The organism is Pseudoalteromonas sp. BSi20311, assembly GCF_000239875.1.
GTDB lineage: Bacteria > Pseudomonadota > Gammaproteobacteria > Enterobacterales > Alteromonadaceae > Pseudoalteromonas.
The window spans coordinates 13,083-35,778 of the sequence record NZ_BADU01000072.1 but is presented as its reverse complement, the minus strand read 5'-3'; the positions used below and the strand labels follow the sequence as shown (position 1 = coordinate 35,778).

General features: G+C 39.6%; 22 protein-coding genes. 16 read left to right on the top strand and 6 right to left on the bottom strand.

The window, feature by feature from the left end:
* Positions 1-29 precede the first annotated feature (29 nt).
* Entirely contained in the window at positions 30-1,160 is a 1,131-nt protein-coding gene (gene rnd / locus P20311_RS08010; protein WP_036984984.1) for a ribonuclease D, read from the top strand.
* 54 nt (positions 1,161-1,214) lie between these two features.
* Here rnd and minE read toward each other — a convergent pair whose 3' ends face one another.
* The 3 genes from minE to minC are packed head-to-tail and all read right to left on the bottom strand — an operon-like array spanning position 1,215 to position 2,999.
* Positions 1,215-1,478 carry a cell division topological specificity factor MinE gene (minE, locus tag P20311_RS08005; protein WP_008111532.1) on the bottom strand — a complete coding sequence of 88 codons (264 nt, stop codon included), beginning with the start codon at positions 1,476-1,478 and terminating at the stop codon, positions 1,215-1,217.
* A gap of 1 nt (position 1,479) precedes the next feature.
* On the bottom strand, positions 1,480-2,289 hold the full coding sequence (gene minD, locus P20311_RS08000; protein WP_008111531.1) for a septum site-determining protein MinD: 810 nt from the start codon (positions 2,287-2,289) through the stop codon (positions 1,480-1,482).
* A gap of 5 nt (positions 2,290-2,294) precedes the next feature.
* Complete coding sequence (gene minC / locus P20311_RS07995) at positions 2,295-2,999, bottom strand: septum site-determining protein MinC (protein WP_008111529.1); 705 nt, start codon at positions 2,997-2,999, stop codon at positions 2,295-2,297.
* Between the two features lie 155 nt (positions 3,000-3,154).
* On the opposite strand from minC, the gene P20311_RS07990 reads away from it, so the two are divergent.
* Together P20311_RS07990 and P20311_RS07985 are read left to right on the top strand one after the other, a co-directional pair.
* Complete coding sequence (locus P20311_RS07990; protein WP_008111526.1) at positions 3,155-3,436, top strand: YcgL domain-containing protein; 282 nt, start codon at positions 3,155-3,157, stop codon at positions 3,434-3,436.
* Positions 3,429-4,445, top strand: coding sequence for a lytic transglycosylase domain-containing protein (locus tag P20311_RS07985; RefSeq protein ID WP_008111524.1), 1,017 nt, complete (start codon positions 3,429-3,431; stop codon positions 4,443-4,445). The genes P20311_RS07990 and P20311_RS07985 overlap by 8 nt, the downstream gene beginning before the upstream one ends.
* Before the next feature lie 61 nt (positions 4,446-4,506).
* On the opposite strand, the gene P20311_RS07980 is transcribed toward P20311_RS07985, so the two are convergent.
* Positions 4,507-5,055, bottom strand: a complete 549-nt coding sequence (locus P20311_RS07980) for a GbsR/MarR family transcriptional regulator (protein WP_008111522.1) — start codon at positions 5,053-5,055, stop codon at positions 4,507-4,509.
* A gap of 216 nt (positions 5,056-5,271) precedes the next feature.
* On the opposite strand from P20311_RS07980, the gene adhP reads away from it, so the two are divergent.
* Positions 5,272-6,282: an alcohol dehydrogenase AdhP gene (gene adhP, locus P20311_RS07975; RefSeq protein ID WP_008111520.1), complete on the top strand. Its 1,011-nt coding sequence runs from the start codon at positions 5,272-5,274 to the stop codon at positions 6,280-6,282.
* Positions 6,283-6,352: 70 nt separating this feature from the next.
* On the opposite strand, the gene P20311_RS07970 is transcribed toward adhP, so the two are convergent.
* On the bottom strand, positions 6,353-8,773 hold the full coding sequence (locus P20311_RS07970; RefSeq protein ID WP_008111518.1) for a TonB-dependent siderophore receptor: 2,421 nt from the start codon (positions 8,771-8,773) through the stop codon (positions 6,353-6,355).
* Positions 8,774-9,065: 292 nt separating this feature from the next.
* A complete protein-coding gene (locus P20311_RS07965; RefSeq protein WP_036934326.1) occupies positions 9,066-10,337 on the bottom strand; it encodes an amidohydrolase family protein in 1,272 nt (423 codons plus the stop codon).
* Between the two features lie 153 nt (positions 10,338-10,490).
* On the opposite strand from P20311_RS07965, the gene P20311_RS07960 reads away from it, so the two are divergent.
* The 12 genes from P20311_RS07960 (at position 10,491) to P20311_RS07905 (ending at position 22,619) form a co-directional block, all read left to right on the top strand.
* Positions 10,491-12,308 (top strand): DUF885 family protein, encoded by a 1,818-nt coding sequence (locus P20311_RS07960; RefSeq protein ID WP_008111515.1) that lies wholly within the window; start codon positions 10,491-10,493, stop codon positions 12,306-12,308.
* 96 nt (positions 12,309-12,404) lie between these two features.
* A complete protein-coding gene (locus P20311_RS07955) occupies positions 12,405-12,917 on the top strand; it encodes a YcgN family cysteine cluster protein (protein ID WP_008468055.1) in 513 nt (170 codons plus the stop codon).
* Complete coding sequence (locus P20311_RS07950; protein ID WP_008111512.1) at positions 12,917-13,426, top strand: RNA methyltransferase; 510 nt, start codon at positions 12,917-12,919, stop codon at positions 13,424-13,426. The genes P20311_RS07955 and P20311_RS07950 overlap by 1 nt, the downstream gene beginning before the upstream one ends.
* Before the next feature lie 274 nt (positions 13,427-13,700).
* Positions 13,701-15,590, top strand: coding sequence for a methyl-accepting chemotaxis protein (locus tag P20311_RS07945; RefSeq protein WP_008111510.1), 1,890 nt, complete (start codon positions 13,701-13,703; stop codon positions 15,588-15,590).
* Positions 15,587-16,693 carry a GGDEF domain-containing protein gene (locus P20311_RS07940; protein WP_008111507.1) on the top strand — a complete coding sequence of 369 codons (1,107 nt, stop codon included), beginning with the start codon at positions 15,587-15,589 and terminating at the stop codon, positions 16,691-16,693. Before P20311_RS07945 ends, P20311_RS07940 begins: the two co-directional genes overlap by 4 nt.
* Entirely contained in the window at positions 16,680-17,291 is a 612-nt protein-coding gene (locus P20311_RS07935; RefSeq protein ID WP_008111506.1) for a DsbA family protein, read from the top strand. Before P20311_RS07940 ends, P20311_RS07935 begins: the two co-directional genes overlap by 14 nt.
* Positions 17,292-17,515: 224 nt before the next feature.
* Positions 17,516-18,268, top strand: coding sequence for a DUF3450 domain-containing protein (locus P20311_RS07930; RefSeq protein ID WP_008111504.1), 753 nt, complete (start codon positions 17,516-17,518; stop codon positions 18,266-18,268).
* Between the two features lie 10 nt (positions 18,269-18,278).
* Positions 18,279-19,646: a MotA/TolQ/ExbB proton channel family protein gene (locus P20311_RS07925; RefSeq protein ID WP_008111503.1), complete on the top strand. Its 1,368-nt coding sequence runs from the start codon at positions 18,279-18,281 to the stop codon at positions 19,644-19,646.
* Positions 19,647-19,649: 3 nt separating this feature from the next.
* Positions 19,650-20,177: a MotA/TolQ/ExbB proton channel family protein gene (locus tag P20311_RS07920; protein WP_008111501.1), complete on the top strand. Its 528-nt coding sequence runs from the start codon at positions 19,650-19,652 to the stop codon at positions 20,175-20,177.
* A gap of 53 nt (positions 20,178-20,230) precedes the next feature.
* Entirely contained in the window at positions 20,231-20,641 is a 411-nt protein-coding gene (locus P20311_RS07915; RefSeq protein ID WP_008111500.1) for a biopolymer transporter ExbD, read from the top strand.
* Positions 20,642-20,647: 6 nt separating this feature from the next.
* Entirely contained in the window at positions 20,648-21,253 is a 606-nt protein-coding gene (locus P20311_RS07910; RefSeq protein ID WP_008111498.1) for an energy transducer TonB, read from the top strand.
* A gap of 37 nt (positions 21,254-21,290) precedes the next feature.
* Positions 21,291-22,619: a lipopolysaccharide assembly protein LapB gene (locus P20311_RS07905; protein ID WP_008111497.1), complete on the top strand. Its 1,329-nt coding sequence runs from the start codon at positions 21,291-21,293 to the stop codon at positions 22,617-22,619.
* Positions 22,620-22,696 lie beyond the last annotated feature (77 nt).

Genomic DNA, 22,696 nt, shown 5'->3' with positions numbered 1-22,696 from the left:
ATATGCGCTTTTTTATTGTAGGAGACTCAGTGCACTACCAATTGATCCAAACCCAAAATGAGCTAAATACGTTTGTAGAACAAATAAAAAACAAACCCATTCTTGCTATTGATACCGAGTTTATGCGCCGCCGTACTTTGTATCCCGAAGTTGCACTCATTCAAGTTTATGATGGCGAACATTTAGCACTCATCGACCCGCTTGCAGAGCTTTCCTTATTTGATTTTTGGCAGATACTTAAAGATCAAAACGTGTTAAAAGTACTTCATTCTCCTTCTGAAGATATTGAGGTTTTTCAAAAATACGCAGGTTTTGTTCCTTATCCATTGTTTGATACTCAGTTTGCACTTCAGCTATTAGGTGAGGGCAACTGTATGGGGTTTGCCTTAATGGTAAAAACCTTATTGAATATTGAAATTGATAAAAGTGAATCGCGCACCAATTGGTTACAACGTCCTCTCACTCAAAAACAACTTGAATACGCTGCGGCCGATACGTTTCACTTACTGCCTTGTTTTGAGTTAATTATAGACAGCATTAAAGCAGCTGATTTATTCGACATTGTGATCAATGAAAGTGAATTAGTGGCAAACAAGCGTGCTTTTCAAACACCAGATGAGTTACTTTATAAAGAGATTAAAAATGCATGGCAGCTTAAGCCGCATGAATTAGCGGTACTTAAAGAGTTAGCTGTGTGGCGAAGAAATAAAGCAATTCGAAAAAATCTAGCGCTTAACTTTGTGCTAAAAGAGCATAACATGACTGAAATCGCTAAACGAGGTCCTTCAAGTTTAAATGCCTTGAGACAAATTCCGGGTGTTGAGCCTATTGAAGTGAATCGTTCAGGGGTTGAAATTTTAAAGTGCATTGAGCAGGCTAAAACAGTTCCACCTGAACAGCACCCACAAGTACTCAAACGTCTCATTGATTTTCCTACGTATAAAAAAGTAGCGAAAGAAATCAAACAAAAAATTACGAAAGTTGCTAAAGAGCACAATATACCAGAAGACGTCATGGCATCTAAAAAGCAAATTAATCAGCTAATTAGTTGGAATTGGAAATTAACGGATGAACAAAAAGCAAATCACATAAAGCCAGATTTACTCAGTTCATGGCGCTATGACTTTGTTAAAGATGCCCTTAAAGAGTGGGATAATTAAAGTCATAAAGGCGAGTGACAAACAAATAAAAAGGGCGCTTAGCGCCCTTGTTTGTTATTTCTTTTCTTCGTCAGGTAATGTGACATTGAGCTCGAGTACGGCTAAATCGTCTTCATTTTGATCAAACTGAACTTGAACCGCATCGGCGCCTACATTTACGTACTTACGAATGACATCTAATATATCTTGCTTTAATTGCGGCAAGTAATCAGGTGTACCACGCTGAGAACGTTCGTGCGCGACAATGATCTGCAATCGCTCTTTTGCTAATGACGCACTGTTTTTCTTTTCTGAGCGGAAGTAGTCAAGTAAAGACACATTAACCTCCAAATATCCGTTTGAATAAACCCTTTTTCTCAACATCTAAAAATCTAAATTCAACCGTTTCACCTAATAAACGACTGATCGCATCGGCATAAGCTTGGCCTGCGTCAGATTCGCTATCAAGGATAACGGGTTGTCCTGAGTTAGATGCACTAAGTACTGCTTGAGATTCAGGAATGACACCTAGTAAGTCGATGGCTAAAATGTCCTGGATATCTTCAACAGATAGCATTTCACCTTTTGTTACACGATCTGGATTATAGCGTGTTATTAGCAAATGCTCTTTAATGTTTTCTAAACCTTCTTCGGCGCGTTTAGATTTACTGTGTAAAATTCCAAGTATACGATCAGAATCTCGTACTGATGAAACCTCTGGATTAGTGGTTACAATTGCTTCATCAGCAAAGTACATTGCCATCATTGCACCGGCTTCAATACCTGCCGGAGAATCACAGACTATGTAGTCAAAGTCTTCTTTTAACTCATTAAGTACACGTTCAACACCTTCGCGTGTGAGTGCATCTTTATCGCGTGTTTGTGATGCAGGAAGTAAAAATAACTTCTCTACACGTTTATCTTTTATGAGTGCTTGGTTAAGGTTGGCTTCGCCATTGATTACATTAACGAAGTCATACACTACGCGACGTTCACAACCCATAATTAGGTCTAAATTACGTAAGCCGATATCAAAATCGATGATAACAGTTTTGTAGCCTTTTAATGCTAAGCCTGTACCAATTGCTGCGCTTGATGTTGTTTTACCAACACCCCCTTTACCCGAGGTAACGACAATTATTTTTGCCATGAGATTTATCCTTTAACCAAAGCTGAAATTTCTAAAGATTCATTTTTTTGTTGTATTTGAACTGCGTTACCCCAGTGTTCACCTTGCAGTGAGTCACTGATCCAGTAATTACCATTGATTGAAACGAGTTCTGCTTCTAATTTATTACAAAATATATATGCGTTTTCTAGCCCTTTTGCACCGGCAATAGCACGGCCGCGTAGAGTTCCATAAATGTGTACATTACCATCGGCAATCACCTCTGCACCATGGCTTACTGCACCTAACACCACTAAATCACGGTCTTTGGCGTAAACTTGTTGGCCTGAGCGTACTGCACCATTAATAATTTGTGCTGGTAAATACACGGTTTTTTCAACCACTGACGTATTAGGCTCCACTCTTGCGGGTTCACTCTTAACGTCTTGTGAATAGTTTAAAACAGATAACCCTGCAGCTTTTGCTTGTTTGTGTTGCTCATCCGAACCATTACATACACCCACCGCATTAAAGCTCATGCGTTCAATAAGTGATTTTAAATGAACAAAGTCGATTGTACTGTTTTTTACTTCAATTAAATTAACGACAATGGGGGCACCCTCAAAGAATTTTGGGGCTTGGGCTATTTTTACATACAGTTGTTCTGCTAAAAGGTTAATATCAGTACTATAAAGATGTAAAACTGATAACGTAAAAAGGTTGCCTTTTAGCTCAAAAATTTGGTCCGACATAGATGCTCAACTGGATTGTCTAGTTAGCATGTAACTTTATATAAACCTAGGCTGAACAAGGCTTTTATTAAAGTTTCCACACTAATTTTTATAACTTATTATTATTGCCATGTTATAGTGTGTAGCACTGTTAAGCAAGATTTTATAGGGCCATAATGCTAACTGCGGTATATAAAAGTAAGAAAAAAGCAGATACTTTCTTATTTATTGAAAAAAGAGACGATTTTAGTAAAGTTCCGGAACCTTTAATGGCCATGTTTGGTCAACCTCAGTACGTGATGATCATTAACTTAGCTAAGCGAACTCAATTAGGCGTAGCGGATTTAGACACTTTAAAACAGTCGCTTAGCGACCAAGGCTATTATTTACAAATTCCGCCACCAGAGGAAAACTTGCTGAGTCAATTAAGAAAACAAAATGGAGTAGATAGTGATTAAAAAATTAGCAGTTGTATTGTGTGGTGTATGTTTAAGCTCATCGGTGATGGCAAAAACCCAAGCTGAGTTTCAACAATACCTTACTAATTTAAAGCAAGAGGCAATAGCTAAAGGCTACGATACTCAGTTAATTGAGCAAGCATTTGCCACTGCATCTTATAAAGAAAAAGTGATTTCTGCAGATAAAAATCAGCCTGAAGTAAAAGAAACACTGGAAACATATTTACCAAAACGTGTGCCTCAATGGAAAATTGATCGTGCGCGTAAATTATATAAAGAAAACCAAGAAGTTTTAGAGAAGGTCGCAAAAGACTTTGGTGTTCAAGCACGCTTTATCGTGGCTATTTGGGGCTTAGAGAGTAATTTTGGTGCCATTCAAGGTGGCCACAACGTGATTTCATCGTTGGTAACACTAGCATTTGATGGACGCCGTGAAGCACTATACAAACGCCAATTATGGGCAGCACTGGATATATTAAAGTCGGGTCATATTACGCTTGATAAATTTAAAGGCTCATGGGCAGGTGCAATGGGGCAAACTCAATTTATGCCAACCTCATTTAATGCCTATGCTGTAGATTACAACAATGATGGTCGCAAAGATATTTGGACAACTAAGGAAGACGCGTTTGCCTCTATTGCTAATTACTTAAAGCAAGAGGGCTGGAATGACAACTTAACCTGGGGTCGCCAAGTTCAATTACCTGCTAATTTTGATCAGCAGTATATTTTAAAGCGCGGTACTAAAACACGTAAGCAATGGCTTGAATATTGGAACAATTCAGAGCGCTCACTCGCTGACTGGCAAGCATTAGGGGTTCGTCGTGCTGATGGCAGCGATTTACCAAATGTTGCTGTGGATGCTGCACTAGTGATGCCTGATGATGTAAATGGGCGCATGTATTTAGCATACGACAACTACAAGGTATTTATGCACTGGAATCGGTCATATTACTTTGCAACTAGCGTGGGCTATTTGTCAGATAGAATTGCTTACCCAAAGATTTAAGCTAAAGCAAATAACTAAAAAAAGCCGCAAATTGCGGCTTTTTTGTTGAGTTACATATCGACTAAATTTCTTTTTTAAATATTTTATCTTTTAGGTCAATGACTTTGCCAATCCCTGAACCTAGTTTCATTAGCTTATTAAGCTGCTCAGGAGTTAAACGTTGTAATTCTGAGGACCATTTAGTTACTGTTTCAAGTAAGTTATGGATTTCGCCCATTTGTTTTTGAGCATAAATTTCATCGTCGTTACTTGCTTCGTCCAGTAAATTATCTCTAAGTAAGCTCAGTGTAGGCTCAACTTCACGTTTTTTACGTTCTTCAAATACGCGATTTGCCATATCCCAAATATCGCCTGCAGGGGCATAGTACTCTTTTCGATCCCCTGGGATATGCATTACTTTGATCAGCTGCCAAGATTGTAACTCTTTAATTCCCATGCTGACGTTGCCGCGCGAGATACTCAGTGCCTCGGCAATTTGGTTTGCTGTCATGGGGTCTTTAGTGATAATTAATAATCCACACATTTGGCCAATGGTGCGGTTAAATCCCCAGCGGCTGCCCATCTCACCACAATGCATTACAAAGGCAAAGTTTTTTTCTGATAATGTCATTGTTACAAGTTTCAAAAATAAATGAAATCTATGCTAGCACGCTGGTTAAGTATGGCAAGACTTAAGCTGGGATAAAAAACTACGTTTTACGACTAATGATTGATATAGATTAATATTTAAGCATTTATAGTGAGGTATGTTGCGGGTATGCAACATGACATTGTTGTTTAACACCCATGTTAAATAGCATAATTTTTTATAAACGATGGAATGACTATGAAAGCAGCAATTAATACAGAATACAAAGGCAAGTTAGCGATCACCGATTTACCTATCCCAGAAGTAGGTCTTAACGATGTGCTGGTAAAAATAGCCGCTTGTGGTGTGTGTCACACCGATTTACATGCGTGTCATGGTGATTGGCCAGTAAAACCAAAAATGCCTTTAGTACCAGGGCATGAAGGTGTAGGCGTAATAGAAAAACTAGGCAGTAATATTAAGCACTTAGAAGTGGGCGATAGAGTAGGCGTACCATGGCTTTACAGTGCGTGTGGCCATTGTGAGTTTTGTTTAGATGGACGCGAAACCCTTTGTTTATCGCAACATAACACTGGTTACTCTATTGACGGTGGGTATGCAGAATATTGTTTAGCACATGGTGACTACATCATCAAAATACCAGAAGGCTTAGGTTTTGCTGAAGCTGCCCCGTTATTTTGTGCCGGCGTAACAACGTACAAAGCATTAAAAGTGTCTGGCGCTAAACCAGGTCAATGGGTTGCTATTGTCGGTGTGGGTGGTTTAGGGCACTTAGCGGTGCAATATGCAAAAGCAATGGGCTTTAATGTAATTGCTGTTGATACTGGCAAACAGAAAATGGCGCTAGCTAAAGAGTTAGGTGCTGATATTACACTTGATTTTAAAGAAGTGGTGCCCAGTGAAGCTATTTTTGAGCAAGTAGGTGGCGCGCATGCTGTTGTTTGTACCGCAGTATCAAAACCAGGGTTTGAACAAGCATATAAAAGTGTTCGCCGTGGGGGCAAATGTGTATTAGTTGGTTTGCCACCAGAGGATATGCCACTGCCAATTTTTGACACCGTACTGAATGGTGTATCAGTAGTAGGTTCTATTGTAGGTACGCGTAAAGATTTACAAGAATGCCTTGAATTTGCTGCGCAAGGCAAAGTAAAAGCCATCATTGAAGAGAAAAAACTTGAAGATATTAATGAAATTTTTGATGACATGCTTAAAGGCGAAATAAACGGCCGCATAGTTGTTACGATTTAATATTAAGTTTTTACATGAAAAAAGCACGGTATCTCAATTGAAATACCGTGCTTTTTAAATTATTAAACTATTAAAGTGTGTAACTAAAGCTTAGCTTTGCATTACGTTCTTCACCTGGCATTCCGCCTAAAAACATGGCTTTAGAATAGTATTTTTTATTAAACAGGTTATTAATGTTTAACTGCATCTGCCAGTTATCAGCTTTATAGCTAACGGCAGCATCATATACGGTATAAGCGGGTACGTAGCCATTATCAATACCGAATGAACTTGAGTTAGTACTGCGTTTATCAACAAATGTTAAGCCTGCGCTTAAATCTACTGCGTGAGGTAATTCAAACAACGCCGCTGAGTAAGTAACCCATGAACTTGCCGTTACATAAGGCACCCCTTTTTGGCGGGTATCAAAACTTGAGCTGTTTGGGTTGGTTTTATCGCGGGCGTCTTGATAAACACCGTTAATATTAACTTTCCATTGATCGTTCAAATACGCATTTAAATCAATTTCTACACCTTTTGTTTGTTCTTCGCCATCAAAAAAGCTCTCTACTACGTTAGGTGCTGACACACCGGCTTCATAAAGAGGGTTGGCGTATTCTAAATTAGTGCGGGCACTTTCAAATACCACAATAGATGCCAGTAATTGGTCATCAAATGCCTTAAATCGAAAGCCTAAATCGTTACTCACTGATTCTGAGTCTTCTCTATCAGCTTCATTACCAGCAACAGAGCCAAGAACACTGTAAGCAGTGCGTCCTTTTGAGTGATTTAAAAACAAAGCCATATCAGCGTTTACTTGATAAGTAGCACCTAAGTTATATGTTAAACCACTGTCTGATGTGTTTGCTTCAGGCGTTGGATTTGCGCGGCTTTGGCTATAACGTGGATCAACTCCAAAGTGCTCGTAACTTTGTTTAATACGATTGTGAGCAACCCCAATACGAGTGGTGATTTTGTCATTAATATAAGCAACATGCTGAAGGCCTACGCCCCAAGCTTGTACTTTTTTATTGTAATCACTGGTTTTAAGCGGATCATAATCAGCAAATTCACCTGTCGGCCAATTTGGTTGACGCATATCAAAAATGTACGGTAGTGCACCTTGGTAAATCACTTCACCGTCTCTGTTTTTAATAACCTTATCGGCATCATAAATGGAGTATTGTTTAAAACGAATATCTCGGTCTTCGTAGTTGGCATTAACCAGTAATTCGTTTTCTATATTGCCCAGCATAAAGTCATAACGTAAATCTAAAAAGTATTGCCATGATTTCTCATCTGCTTCTACTTGGCGATATTCTTGGCGTCTGGCTGCAAAAGGGTGTAATACATTATCTACAACTAACGGTGCGCGTGGGTCTTGGTTAATTACACCGCGTCGGTTCCAGTACACATAATTATAAGCACCTGTTTGGCGAGCAAAGCTTGAGGTGTAATTACGATACTGTAGCTGTTGATTTAAAAATAAATTATCACTAATGTAATAGTTATGCGCTAATTTAAAACGCAACTCTTCACCTTCGTTATCCTTTGCCATCGGTGATATTATGCCATTGGTACCAAAGTTAAAGGGTGTCAGGCCATCGTTATTTGCCAACGAATTAGCCAGTTCATTTCGTTGTGCTTCACTCAATTGTATGCCACTTGCTGTAGGGTCATTAACTAAATCGGCGCCTGATACTTCTCCAGCGGTTAAACCGTTAACCGATTCACTATTAAAGATACGAATAGGGTGGCCAATAGAATCCACTGCAATAGCATCTTTAACATATGCCCCAGACAATACAAAAGATTGCAGGTCATTAAGCACATATTTTAAAGACGAATAAATTTCATCGCGCTGCTCTTTTAAATCACGAAAGCCATCGCTAGAGGCGGTTTTGGCCATTACCCGATAAGCTAAATCATCGGTTATTGCATTGGTGCTATCTAGTGCAAGTGAATAACTATCCCACTGACCGATATCTATTTCTAGCGTATGTTGCTCGTTAAATTGGGGTTTCTTTTCAATAAGATTGATCACACCACCGGCGCTACCCATACCATATAAGCCAGTTGCAGGGCCCTTTAATACTTCGATCGATTCAACATTGGTTAAAGAACGAGTAGGGTTAAATGTATTGCCTAAGCCTGCGCCGCCATACATGCCATCATAAGTGTAATTAGCGCCCAAGCCACGAATAACTAAGTTATCACCAATGCCATAGTTATTCCCCGCTTGAGTTAAGCCACTCACATTGCGGATCACATCCTGAAGACTATCAATACCTTGTGATTCAATCAGCGCTTTATCAACAATGACCACGGGTGCAGGGGTTTCCATAAGTGACATATCTGATTTAGTCGCTAAACCTGAACTCATCACCACTCGATTTTGTTGCTCGTAAACGCTAATTCTTTCAATATCTGAATTAACTTGTGACTCGCTTGCTATTGCTAAATTTGCGTTTAAAAACGCTAAAGAGAGGAGAGAGTATTGAAATCTTTTCATAAACTGATAACCATTCGCATTTGTTAATTTGCGCGAATGATAATGGTTATCATTTTAAAATTAAATAAAAAGTTCATTTTTTTTGTTATTTATGAGTTATTTGCTTGCTTATTGAGCATGGCGTTCTAAAAACAAGCAAATAAAAGTCGTGAACGGGATATAGCACGTGTAAGTTGGCCTAACTAAGAGGGAGTTTTAATAAAGTATTGACGATTAAATGGGCAGTTTAGTTACATTGGCTAAAAGATTGTTAAGGTTGAGCTAAGCTCAACCTCATAAAGATGTATTGGGTTTACTGCTTGTAAACGACACCGGCTTTCATTACAAAAGGAATACGCTCTAGCGTAGAAATATTTTTCAGTGGATTAGCGTCTACCGCTATAATATCAGCTGCAAAACCGGTTTTAATTTGCCCCAGCTGTTTATCAGCCTTTAATAATTTAGCACTGTTAATGGTTGCGGCTTGAATTGCTTGTAATTCACTCATACCAAATTCAACCATACGGGAAAACTGTTTAGCATTATCACCATGCGGATAAATAGCTGCGTCGGTACCAAACACCATATTGACACCCGCCTCAACAGCGCGTTTAAAACTATCGCGTTGTTTTTTTGATACAAGGCGTTCTTTATTTAGGTTTTCTTCATCAACGCCATTTTGCTCACCAAAGCTCAGCGTATATTCGGTATTATAAATATCCATCGATAACCAAGTACCGTACTCTTTTGCAAGCGCAATCGCTTCATCGTCTAAAAAGCTAGCATGCTCAACACTATCTACACCGGCTTTAATGGCCGTTTTAATGCCGTTAGTTCCATGTGCGTGAGCGGCAACAGGTAATTCACGCATGTGTGCTTCATCAACTATGGCTTTCATTTCTTCAAAGGCGTATTGCTGTATGCCTACTTTTGTTCCTTTAGAAAATACCCCACCCGTGGCGCAGAGTTTTATTGCATTGGCGCCATATTTAATATTTTCACGCACTTTAATACGCACAGCCCACGGGCCATCCGCAACGCCGGTGGCAGTATATTTCATCTCTGGAGGTAAGCGATTATTATCGCAGTGCCCACCAGTAATGCTCAATGAAGGGCCTGCAGCCCAAATGCGTGGGCCAATAATATCGCCTGCATTAATACCGTCTCGTACCGCAATAACACTGTAGCCTTCAGCACCTAAGTTACGAACTGTGGTAAAGCCTGCTTGTAAGGTTTGCTTAGCAAAATAGCTGGCTTTAATGGCCATACGCGGAACTGATTGGCCTAAACGCTCACTACGAGACACGGTTGGATCGCTGGTTAAATGCACATGCATGTCCATTAATCCTGGAATTAGGGTGAGTGTGGGTAGGTTTATTAGTTCATCATTGCTGCTAAGCTTGGGCTTTTTATTAAATTGAATTTGGCTTATAACGCCATCCTCTATAGCAATCAACGGATTCGCTTTAAGCTCGCCAGTTTCTACATCAAGCAAAGCTTTGGCTGATATATAGGTTGTGGCTAGTGTACTTGCACTGGTTAAGCTCATTAATGCGATTGATAGAGTCAATAAATGTTTTTTCATGTTTAAGTCATTATAATTATTTTCATTCACTTGAATGTAGCAACCATGCGCTATTGAGTAAATAATATAGCGACGAATAGCATTGACCATAATTGCTTTATTTAAGCTATTTAAAACCGCATAATTGGCGGGTAAAAACTAACAAGGGAATTTATGAAAGTTATTAAAATAGCACTGGTTGCCAGTAGCGTTATGTTTGCCTTAAGTGGTTGTATGAGCACCAGCTCACAATTAAACACAAATCAGTCAGTCGCACCTGTAATAAGCGAATTATCAGCTGAGCAGCAATTAGATGTGATCGTTGCTCAGTACTACGATGAATCATTAGCTTTTAATCCATTAAGCGCTACTTACAATGGCCGCCATGAATTTGATGATCAATTTTTGCCTGAAATATCGCAGCTTAATCGCGATAAAAAAGCCGCATTTTACAAAAAATATCAACAACGCTTAACGCTGATTGATGAATCACAACTGACCGGTCAAGCGCTACTGAATTTTGAAGTATTATCCCGAGATTTAGCCCTCAAGCTTGAGGGGATGCAATATAAAAATTATTTATTACCGATAAATCAAATGTCGGGTGCGCATAATACCTTCGCTGGATTTGGTTCAGGGCAAAGTGCTCAGCCTTTTAATACTGTTGCCGACTACCAAAAATTTATTAAGCGTGCCGAAGGTTTCGTTAAATGGCTTGCAAGTGTTGAACAATCAATGGCGCAAGGCGTTAAAAACAATGTGGTACTGCCTATGCCATTAGCAAAAAAATTACTCCCGCAATTTAAAGCGCATGTTGTTACAAGCGCAGAAGATTCTCTCTTTTATTCGCCCATTAAAGCCATGCCCGATTCTTTTTCAGCTGATGAAAAGCAACAGTTAAGATCGCAGTATACAACATTGATTTTAGATAAATTAGTGCCTGCATATCAGCGAATGAGCGATTTCTTACTTAACGATTATATTCCTTATGCCCGCGATTCTGTTGGTTATGCTGATTTACCCAATGGTAAAGCATGGTACGAATACCAAATAAAGAAAAACACCACGTTAAGCTTATCTGCTGATGAAATTCATGAGATTGGCTTAAGTGAAGTGGCAAGAATCTTAAGTGAGATGGAAACGGTTAAAGAAACCGTAGGATTTGAAGGAGAATTATCAGCCTTTTTTAACCACTTACGTGACTCAGATGAGTTTTATTATAAAACAGCCGATGAGTTAATTGCCGCCTATGAACAAATTAAAGTAAAAATAGACGCCCGCTTACCAAAGTTATTTAATGTTGAGCCTAAGGCTCCTTATATTGTCAAAGCGGTTGAAGCCTATCGAGCCCAATCGGCTGCGGGAGCGTCGTATGCAGGACCAGCTCCTGATGGTTCGCGCCCAGGTATATTTTATATCAATACATACAACTTAAAAGCACAGCCTAAGTTCTTACTCGAAACGCTGTCTATTCATGAAGCCGCTCCGGGGCATCACTTTCAAATAGCGCTGCAACAAGAGGTGCAAAGCTTGCCCGATTTTCGTAAATTCGGCGGCTACACGGTGTTTGCTGAGGGCTGGGCATTATACGCAGAAAGCTTAGGCAAAGAACTGGGTTTATTTACCGATCCGTATATGTGGTATGGGCGTCTTAACGATGAGCAGTTAAGAGCGATGCGATTAGTGCTTGATACAGGTTTTCATGCCAAAGGTTGGACACGTCAACAGGGCATTGATTACATGCTAGCAAATTCTTCAATGGCAAAAAGTGATGTTATTGCTGAAGTTGAGCGCTATATCGCATGGCCTGGGCAAGCATTATCGTACAAATTGGGTGAGTTTAAAATTAAAGAGCTCAGAGATTACGCCCACCAGCAATTAGGTGAGCAATTCGATATTAAAGCGTTTCATACGCAAATATTGATTGATGGTGCATTACCTATGCCTATCCTTGAGCAAAAAATTAAACGTTGGGTTAAATCTCAGCAGTAATAAAATCGCGCGAAGCCATGCAGATATTAGGGATTGGCTTTGCGCGCTTTGCTGCAATACGTTAGAATGCGCGCTCTTAAAAGGGGCGAGAACACCATGTTTGATCAACAATTAGCAAATACCCAATTTTGGCTTAGTAAAAGCCTGAATGAAATGAACCAGCAAGAATGGGAAGCCATTTGTGATGGATGTGGAAAGTGTTGTTTAAACACCTTTATTGACAGTGAAGACGAAGATGACTTTACTGCTACTGATCAGCTAAGAGAAGGCGAGCAACTAATATTTACCAACATTGTTTGTCAATATCTTGATAACAATACCTGTGGCTGTAGTGAATACGAAAACCGTCAAACCTTAGTCCCTTCGTGCGTTAAGCTCACTAAAGAAAACCTAAAAGACATCTTTTTCATGCCCCAAAGCTGTAGCTATCGCCGACTTCATGAAGGGCGCGGTTTAGCAACGTGGCATCCGTTACTTAATAACGGCGATAAAACTAAAATGCATGAGCTAAATATTTCAGTCAAAGATAAAACAGTAAAAGATTGTGATGTAAAACTGGAAGATTTTGACTTGTATATTGCCGAGTGGCCAACCAAGGATTGCAACTAGTGAGTAAGTTACAAGCAAGTATTGGTTTAATAAACCCTAAAAGCCCAACCAATGTGGGTGGTGTATTACGCGCAGCAGGTTGTTATGACGCCAAGCAGGTGTTTTTTACCGGCAACCGTTATTTAAATGCACAAAAATTTCATACTGATACGAAAAATGTGGTGCAACGTATTCCATTAACCGCCACCGACAATTTAGCATCAGTTAAACCACAAGACGCAAAAGTAGTGGTAATTGAGTTAATTGAAGGTGCCACTCCTTTACCCGAGTTTACTCATCCTCAGAACGCATTTTATGTGTTTGGTCCAGAAGATGGCTCTGTGCCTAAAGACGTTTTAAAATGGTGCGACGAAGTTGTGTATATCCCAACTATAGGTTGTATGAATTTAGCGGCAACCTGTAATGTTGTTCTTTATGACCGACTCTCTAAATTGGGCGGGATTCAAAGCAGTGATGAAACCATTATTTCCTCACGCGATACTAATAATAAAATGAAATGGCAAAAGTGATTTAGATAATAATTACTCAGTATAACGTCATTAAAAATTCAAATTTCTATCCTTTTATGTTCTTCAGAAGCTTAGTTGCACAGAGTTATTCTTTGCAACTAGTTAGACTACTTTTGTCAAAAATATCACCTGATTAATTTTTGCTATTTATTAAAAATAATCCTTTATTATTGTTTTTTGATATTTAATCAATCTTAGTTCACATTTGCTAAGACTTTCAGTTAAAAATTTGTTAAAAAGACAGTGATAATAATGATTAATTCTTAAGGTACTTATGTTTAGCTCGCTAAAATTCACCTCCAAAATCACCATCGCTGCGTCATTAGTGTTAGTTTTAGTGTTAGGTATTTTCACTATAAACAACTACTTTTCAATGCGTCATCAAACCCAAGAGCAGCTATCATTAGTATTAAAGCAAAGTTCCCAGTCTGTTTCGCAAAACATAGCAAGCTGGCTGAATAATAAGTTAGCCATTGTTATCTCGCTAGCAAAAACCTATCAAGTTGAGGATGCTAAAGCGCTCACGTTATCGCAATTAAATACTGCAGAGATGGCGGGGGATTTTAAAAATACCTACATAGGCGAATCCTCAGGTGCGTTTATTTTAAATGACCAAAGCGTCATTTTACCCGACGATTTTGATGCAACCAGTCGTCCCTGGTACAAATTAGTTGAAAACAAAACTAACACTGCATTTACCACGCCTTATATTGATGTGACCACCAATGAACTGACTATCTCTGCCGTTGCGCCCATAAATATTAATGGTCAATTTAAAGGAGTTGCAGGCGCTGATATCGATATGCAAACCATTGCTAAAATTATCAATAATATTGATTTTCTAGGGCTTGGCTATGGTTTTTTGTTAGACCAAAAGGGCCAAATATTGAGCCACCCAAACAGTGAGTTAAATTCAAAAGCGCTCACTGAATTATTTGGTAAAGACATTGAGCTAATCGATACTTTTACAGAGCACCAAGTTGCTAATGAAACTGTTTTAGTGTCATTTACCAAAATTCAAGGCATAGAAAATGTTGATTGGTACTTAGGGGCGGTGATCAATAAAGACACGGCCTTCGAAAGTGTGTCGGCATTTGGTCAAAAAGCACTGATTTATTTAATAGTGGGAACCTTAGTCATTGTTTTTGCGCTACAGCTTTTATTACGTTACTTAATGCGTCCTATGTATCGCTTAAACGATGCTATTAGAGATATAGCCCAAGGTGAAGGTGATTTAACTCGTCGCCTCAGTGTAGAAAATGATGATGAATTTGGTCAGTTAAGTAATTCATTTAATATTTTTATAGAAAAAATTCAAAATTCAATTGTTCAAGTTAAGTCTTCAACACAGTTGCTAGAAACCGCGGTTGCTAAACTTGTTACCCAAACAGATTCAACATTAACTATGTACGACGACCAAAGTGAACGTACCAATAGTGTGGCATCGGCAATTAACCAGTTTTCAGCCACCGCAACAGAAATTTCAACTAGTGCAAGTAATGCCTCAACACTTGCTAAAGATGCTGATCAATATTGCGCTAAAAATCAGCAAACACTAACGAATAACGTATCGAGCATTCATCAACTTTCGCAAAATATAGAGCAAGCACAAGAAACAATTAATAGTTTAGATTCACATACTGCTAATATCGGTAATGTACTTGCCGTAATCAAAGGCGTGAGTGAACAAACTAACTTGCTTGCTTTAAATGCGGCAATAGAAGCGGCACGTGCAGGTGAAGCGGGAAGAGGGTTTGCCGTTGTTGCTGATGAAGTCAGGCAATTAGCACAACGAACACAGCAATCAACCCAAGAAATTGAAGATACGGTAATTGAACTACAAAAAGGCTCAAGCTCTGCCGTTGAGCTGATGAAAACCAGTTTAGAAGAAAGTGAAAAAAGTGTTCAGCAAGCTGATGCAGTTGGCGATGTAATGAAACAAATAATTAGTGCGATAAAGCAAATAACCGACGCTAATCATAGTGTGGCTAATGCTACTGATGAGCAAAATCAAGTTGTTAAATCATTACACTCAGATATCCATGTTATTAGCGACCTATCGATTCAAGGTCAATCTAACCTTAACCTTACTTTAGAAGAGTGCACTAAGCTCAAACATCAATTCAGTGACTTAGAGCGGATGGTTAAAAAATTCAAAGTATGAGCAGTAAAACAAAAATAAATAAACCAAACTGGCTCAGTTTAATCAATATTGATAGTGTTTATAGCTTTGATAGACAGCGCCAAGTGTTTTCGTTATTTACCATGATAACGATTGCCTTGGTGTTAATTACTTATTTAGTGATTGCAAACCATGGTGTTTATGCGCCCATGTTAACTGTCGCGTTAGTTTCAGTAAATGTAACCATTGTAGGGTGTATTGTTTATTTTATAAAAACCAAACATCTTAATGCTATCGCGCTAATTACTTTGATGATTGTATTTTTGATGTGTTTAGCATTGGTATACACCGGCGGTAAAGAAAACACCGCCTTATATTGGCTAATGTTTTATCCTGTTGCCGCATTTGCCATTCTCGGCGTAAAATTTGGAGCTTGGTTGAGTGGTAGCATGTTATTGAGTTGTGCTGCACTACTTTATGGGCCAGACATAGGCCAAGTCGCTTATGGCGTGGTAGAAAAAACCCGCTTTATTGCTGCGTTTTCATTAGTGCTGGTTTTTTCTTTTATCGGTGAGTATTTTCGTCACCGTAGCCACCTTGCCATTGCCGATGTAACTTTAGAGCAAAAACAACACGCGTATACCGATCAGCTTACAGGGGCGCCTAATCGTCGTTTTATTACATCACATTTTTTAAAGCTTGCTGCTGCAAGGCCAGCGCATTATTTGCCGCTGTCTATTCTACTTATTGATTTAGATAACTTTAAACAATTAAACGACACCTACGGCCATGATTTTGGCGATACCGTATTAATAGAGTTTACTAAATTATTAGAGTCGCAATTTTCTGCAACCGCCCTTAAAGCCCGTTATGGTGGCGAAGAGTTTGTGGTTATTTTACCGCAGATGACCACCATAGAAGCCAGTATTTTGGCTAATCGTTTTAGAGAATGCGTGCAACATCATGTAATATTAACTGATAAACAACAACGAGTATCGTTAACTTGCAGCATTGGCATTGCACAAGCTAATCATATTGATGACTACGACAGTGCATTAAAACAAGCCGATGAATATTTATATCAGGCAAAATCACAAGGGCGCAATAAAGTCATATTTGCGCATGGCGAGTATGTCAGTCAATAAGCTTATTTATGTGCATGATCCTATGTGTAGCTGGTGCTGGGGATATAAGCCTACGTGGCAAAAACTTGAATCGGCTCTAGCAAATATTCTGCCTATAGAATATAGAATCGGCGGTTTAGCTGCTGATAGCGACCAGCCAATGAGTGTCGATATGCAGTTGCAACTACAAGGCATATGGCAAAACATTAGCAACCAATTAGGCACTGAGTTTAATTTTAATTTTTGGCGAGAATGCCAACCGCGCCGTTCTACTTATCCCTCCTGCAGAGCGGCTGTAATTGCTCGTAGCTTTAACAAAGAGCCACAGATGATCGACGCTATTCAACAAGCGTATTATTTAAAGGCGCAAAATCCATCGGATGAAGACGTGCTTATTAAACTATGCGAAAAAATTGGTTTAGATCCCTGTTTATTTACTCAGCAGTTACACTCTAAGGAACTTAAGCGTCGCTTTGATGATGAGCTTAACTTTGTTCGCAGTTTACCTATTCAAGGTTTTCCGTCGTTAGTATTAATAAAAAACAATAGCGCATACCCCATTGCTATTAACTACACAGATTGGCGACAAACCCTGATTGAAATACAATCCTACCTGTAAACTTAATCCCACTACTTTCACCCCTGAATTGTAAAATAAGCCAATAAGGCTAATTTATTACCGCTGTCATAAAATCGACTTTTTTACGCAACACGCTTGTCATTTTTAATCTATACACTTTCGCTCATTGAAACTATCTCGCTTTAAATTGTTTTTTTGTAAACAAGATAAAGCGATTAATAAACACTAGCAAATCCGCTAATTAACGAGCAAAGGTGTATACGATGAAAGGCGTTAAACCATTAATTTTAGCTGGTATTGTAGCCGCAAGTGCAGCAGTCCACGCCAATGATTTAAACACGGTAATTGATAAAAGCAGCGAAATTAATAATTTAGCTGTGCAATCACAAACAAAAATAGACAAGATTGCAGATTCAATGCAAGGGCGTTTACAGCAATTCAAAACCCTAAATAAAGAAATAGATGGTTTAGCCGTTTATAACGCACAGCTTACAAAACAGTTAAATAATCAAATAGAAGAGATGGAATCGCTTAATTTATCGATGGATCAAGTATCGATTATTGAGCGCCAAATAACCCCTTTAATGCTTCGTATGATCACTGGGCTTGAACAGTTTGTTGCCTTAGACGTGCCGTTTTTAAAGCAAGAGCGAAAGCAGCGTCTTGAATCATTAAATGCAATGATGGAACGCGCTGATATTACATCAAGTGAAAAATTTCGTCGTGTTTTAGAGGCTTATCAAGTTGAGGTTGACTACGGACGCACTATTGAAGCGTATACCGCATTGCTTGATGTGGACAATAAAGAACGTGAAGTCGACTTTCTGCGCATTGGTCGTTTAGAACTCATTTACCTTACCCGCGATGGCAAACAAGCAGGTAGTTGGGATCAAAAAACACAGTCGTTTGTTGCACTGCCTGATTCAACCATTAGTCAAATTAATAAAGGGCTTCGTATTGCTCGCAAACAACTAGCCCCCGATATGTTAACACTGCCAATTCATGCTGCAGAATAAGAGGTTTACCATGAAATTATTAACGAAAATGACAAAAATGGCCGTGTTTGCAGCCAGCTTAGGTTTTTCAGGTGCGATGTGTGCCGCTGAACCAATGAATTTGGATGCTCTATTAAAAACGTTAGAGCAGGGTAAATCAGCGCAATCAGAACAAAATAAACAACGCGAACAAGAATTTGCAGCACGTCAAAATGAACAAGTGCAAATGCTTAAAAACACCCAAGCTAAACGAAATCAGATGCTTAGCGAGTCAGAGCGTTTAGAAACGCAGTTTGAAGAAAACGAAATTAAATTGGCTAATCTGACCGATACTTTATCAAAGCGTATGGGTTCATTAAAAGAGCTATTTGGTGTGCTACAACAAGTTGCTGGAGATTCTAGCAATAAGTTTGCAACCTCGGTGGTATCGGCTCAGTTACCTGGGCGTAGTACTTTTATGGACGAATTGGCGCAAAAAATGGGTTCTACCTCAAAGCTTGCGTCTATTGAAGATATCGAAAAGGTTTGGTTTGAGCTACAACGCGAAATGACCGAACAAGGAAAAGTAAGCCGGTTCAATACTGATGTAATTGTTGACGGTGGCAATAAAGTACAAAAAGAAGTGGTACGTGTGGGTGCATTTAACCTTATTAGTGACGGTCAGTACCTAGAGTATACGCCTTCTACCAATACTATTAGCCAGCTTACTCGCCAACCAAGTAGCCGCTTTACTGCGACTGCGGCTGATTTGCAGCAAGCAAACACCGGTGTGGTGCCGTTTGCGCTTGACCCAACGGGTGGTTCAATTTTAGGTTTATTAGTACAAGCCCCTGATACCAGCGAGCAAGTCCATCAAGGTGGTGCTGTTGGTTACGTTATTTTAGGCGTTGGTTTATTAGCATTATTAATTGCGTTAGAGCGTTTTGTATCACTCATGTTGATGGGTGGAAAAATCCGTCGTCAATTAAAAGACGACACAGCTCGTGATGACAACCCGCTAGGGCGCGTCATGAAAGTGAAAGACCAATATCCTAATGTGGCGTACGACACGCTTGAACTTAAGTTAAGCGAAGCCATTTTACGCGAAATGCCAAAAATCACCCGTAATTTAACGCTTATTAAAATTATCTCTGTAGTAGCGCCATTGCTGGGCTTACTCGGTACGGTAACCGGGATGATCAATACCTTCCAAGCAATTACTTTATTCGGTACTGGCGACCCTAAACTAATGGCAGGCGGTATTTCGCAAGCCTTAGTTACTACCGTATTAGGCCTTGTGGTTGCCATTCCAACGGTGTTTTTATATACCTTATTGAATACCCGCTCAAAAGGTTTACTGCTTATTTTGCAAGAACAAAGTGCAGGTATTATTGCCGAGCGAAGCGAGAAAGGAGCTTAAACCATGGTGCTATTGATTGATTCAATCAATGCTATCCGTGATTTTCTCGACACGGGTGGCCAAGTTCTCTTGGTCATTGCCGTGTTAATTTTCGCGATGTGGTTATTGATACTCGAGCGATTTATGTACTTTTTTAATGGCTATCGACACTACAAAAAAGACGTTAAAAATACGTGGAAAACTCGTAGTGAACGCAACAGCTGGAATGCAGAGCAAATACGCCAAGCCATGGTGTCACGCGCTAGTATGCGATTAAACGCAAACTTACCGCTGATTAATGTGATGGTAGCGCTGTGTCCACTATTAGGATTGCTTGGCACAGTTACAGGGATGATAGAAGTCTTCGATGTAATGGCCATTACAGGTACAGGCAGCGCACGCTCTATGGCATCGGGTGTGTCAAAAGCAACCATACCGACAATGGCAGGAATGGTCGGTGCGTTATCTGGAGTGTTTGCCTCAACCTATTTACAGCGTAAAGCAAAGCGTGAAGTTGAATTGTTGCAAGACACTATGGTGTTAGACCACTAAATAATTATTGAAAAGCGGTGTACATAATCACCGCTTATTCTAGGAGAAGTAAAATGAGAGCCCCATTAGGTAATTTATTCCAAGAAGATGAAGCAGAAGAAATAAACATGACTCCTATGCTGGATGTTGTATTTATTATGCTTATTTTCTTTATTGTTACAGCCTCGTTTGTAAAAGAAGCCGGTATTGATGTAAACCGACCAGAAGCGGCAACTGCGGTTAAAAAAGAGCGCGCTAACATATTAGTGGCTATATCAGATCAAGGCGAAATTTGGATCAATAAACGTCAAATAGATGTACGTGCCGTACAGGCCAATATTGAACGCTTAAAAGCTGAAAATCCACAAGGCAGTGTAGTTATTCAGGCCGATAAAAAAGCCACTACAGAAACCTTGATAAAAGTGATGGATGCCTCGCGTGCAGCGGGTGTATTTGATGTTTCAATAGCGGCTCAAGAAGGGTAACGAGTGATGCGTTATGTACTTGCGTTAATTATAGCGGGTGTGGTCACATTTATGCTGTTTTTAGGCATGCAGGCATTGATCACCGGTGGCGAGGGCGCCATGACGGAACCTGCCAAAGGGAATGTGTTAGATTTTGTCCGTTTGAAAAAAGAAGAAACGGTACAAAAAAAGGAGCGTAAACCACAAAAGCCACCAACACCTAAAGAACCACCTCCGCCAATGGAATCGCCACAAATGCAAAGTAGCGATAACAACGCTGCTAGCAACAACTTTGATTTTGCTGCCAATGTCGATGCTGATGTAAACCTAGCGGGTGGATTAGCGTTAGAAACCAGTGATGGTGAGTATTTACCCATAGTAAAAGTGGCACCAGTATACCCAAGGCGTGCGTTATCGCGTGGTATTGAAGGGTATGTCATTGTTGAATTTACAGTGACAAAGCAAGGTACGGTTAAAGAGCCGCAAGTTATTAAAGCCGAGCCAGAGTCATTGTTTGACAGAGCAGCGATGGATGCGGCCCTTAAGTTTAAATATAAACCGCGCGTTGTTAATGGCGAAGCTGTTGAAGTAGCCGGTGTGCAAAATAAAATTTCTTTCCAAATTAATGGTTAATTCTGTTAAGTAAGCAAAGAGTGAATGTGAGGCAATTATGAAATTAAAACTAACAACCAAGCTATTGAAACTTAGCATGTTGTGCACTGTTGCAATCAGTGCCAGCGTTGTTACACCAAGTGCATTGAGTGTACTTCCGGGTGTAAATTTGGCGACAGTACAGGCCGCTGAACAGCAGAAAACAACACGAGTGCCCGCACTTCGTGAAAAGGTATACAGCCAATTAGCTCGCGCCCAAAAACTTGCGGATGATGGCGATAGCAAAGCGGGTTTGGACGCGCTTGATAGCATACAAGCGCGTTCATCAAGTATGAACTCTTATGAAATTGCGATGATGCATAACTTTTATGGGTTTATTTATTACAATGAAAACGACCTTGTAAAAGCAATTGCTTCATTTGAAAAAGTGATTGCCGAAGATGGCATTCCAGAAACACTGCGTTTGAGCACAACATTCAGTTTAGCGCAGCTTGCAATGGCTAACAGCGACTACAAAAAGGTGATTGCATTTTTAGACAAATGGGATGCCATTAATACAAAGCCTAAAACTGATGCGTATTATTTATTAAGAGCGCAAACCTACTATCAATTAAAAGACTATGCGCAAGGCCTGAATTACATTAGCCAAGCCATTAACTTAAGTGATAGCGAAGGCAAAGTACCAAAAGAAAACTGGCTGGTACTGCAACGCGCTATGTATTACTCACTTAACCAAACCGATAAAGTAGTCAGCGTACTAGAGCGTATGGTAAAGCTATACAACAAACCTGAATATTGGGTGCAATTAGCCGGTATGTACGGTGAAACTGGGCAAGAAAAACAGCAGCTTAGTGTTTTAGAGGCGGCTTATCAGCAAGGATTTTTAACCTCTAAATCTGATCTAAGGCAGCTTGCGCAGGTGTACTTATACAATCAACTTGCTTATAAAGCGGCCAATGTAATGAGTAAAGCAATAGAGCAGGGCATTGCTGAACCCACAGCTAAAAATTATGCCTTTGTAGCTGAGGCCATGGTACAAGCTAAAGAAGATGCTAAGTCGATTAGTTACTTTACCAAAGCTGCAGAGCGTTCAGAACATGGTAAGTACGATCAGCGTCTAGCTGAAGTGTATGTAAACACAGAACAGTATGACGAAGCTGCCGATGCAGCGCGAATGGCATTGGATAAAGGCGGCCTTGATTTTGAATCAAATGCGTTTGTTGCTTTAGGGATGGCACAATACAATTTACAAAACTTTGATGCGTCTATCCTTGCGTTTGAACAAGCCGAAAAACACAAAAAGTCGCAACGTTTAGCCCAGCAATGGATCAAATATGTAAAACGCGAAAAAGTGCATGCGCAAACATTAAAAACAGCACTGCTTTAATTTTTATAGTGCGATTATTAGTTCTTAATTGACGCACTAAACACCACTTCATAATTGCACTACTCAAACCACACTCA